Here is a 1,265-nt window from a genome sequence, read left to right as displayed (position 1 = left end):
ACGTATAGGAAGAATAAACGCCCTTTTCACCCAAGTCCAACAGCTTTGGACCGCAGTTGACTCTTTCGACACCCCTGCGATGCAACCCAATCCGGCTGACGGGGAGCCAGCAACGCTGAAAATTTACCCTCCTCTTTCCCACTAGCGGCTCCTTTTCCGACAACCAGCACGGCGGATCCCTGCCGCGGCGCTGTGAACGCAGCATTTTGATTGGTATCGTTGGCCTTCAGGCTCGTCAGTCAAACAGACCCAGGAGCAGCTCAGCCGGTGGCGCCCGGCTTTCGGGTAACGCCCTGGTCCCGCTGGTTTCGGCTTTGTGCTTCAGGTGATCAAGGATCTGCTTGATCACTATAGGGTCTTCAATGCAGGCGATGACTTTCATGGCGCCGCCGCAGCCGCTGCAGGTCTCGATGTCGATATTGAAAACACGCTTGAGCCGTTGCGCCCATGTCATCGACGCTCGCCGTTGTGCTGGTGTTGCCGGTTCATCAGCCACCCTGACCTTGTTGCCCCTGCCCCGTTTTGCCGGCGTGACCAACGCCCGGTGCCGACTGTTGGGTGCGAACACCCCGTGGAAGCGGGTTAGGTTGACTCTGGGCTTCGGTACCAGGGCGGCCAGCCTTGCAATGAAATCCAATGGTTCGAAAATGACGTGCGTGGTGCCGTCCCGGTACGGCGTCTTGAGCTGGTAGCGCACGTTGCCGCCTCGTGTTAACGACAGCCGCTTCTCGGATACCGCCGGGCGGCTGATGTACCGGCACAGCCGTTCGAGCTTCTTGCGTTCATCGGCCCTGGCCGCCACGCCGGCGTGCAGGCTGGACCCGGCTACCTTGCCAATCCCGTCACCGAACGGATCACCACTGGTCGGCAGAGTTTGCAAAGTGAACACCTTTCGCCCCGCCTGTGAACCGACAGCGATACGGTAAGTGATCGAGTGCCCCAGCAGGGGTGTCATCGGGTCGTCATCCACCGCATCCGAGGCCAGATAGCTGTTTTCGACATCCCGTTCCAGCAGGCCTTGCCGTTCCAGATAGCGACCCACCCGGTGGGCGATGGTGTGCGTCAGCTGGGTGAGCTCTGGGCTGGTCGGCGCCTTGACCCAGCGGAAACGCGCTGAGCCGTGGGATTGCTCGACATACACACCGTCGAGAAACAGCATGTGGAAGTGAACATTCAGATTGAGCGCCGATCCAAAACGCTGGATCAGGGTGACCGCGCCCGTCTTGGCCACTTGGTGGGTATGGCCCGCTTTCTTGACCAGGTGC

1 protein-coding gene is annotated in these 1,265 nt (G+C 60.3%); it reads right to left on the bottom strand.

Going from position 1 to position 1,265, the window contains the following annotated elements; translation table 11 throughout:
• Positions 1-235: 235 nt before the first annotated feature.
• Positions 236-1,265: IS91-like element ISCR2 family transposase (locus WH95_RS20050; RefSeq protein WP_031430888.1), on the bottom strand; the 1,030-nt coding region annotated here is incomplete at its 5' end.

Origin of the sequence: Kiloniella litopenaei (assembly GCF_000982415.1) — a bacterium.
In the GTDB taxonomy this organism is placed as follows: Bacteria; Pseudomonadota; Alphaproteobacteria; order Kiloniellales; family Kiloniellaceae; genus Kiloniella; species Kiloniella litopenaei.
This window is presented reverse-complemented; position numbering and strand designations above follow the sequence as displayed.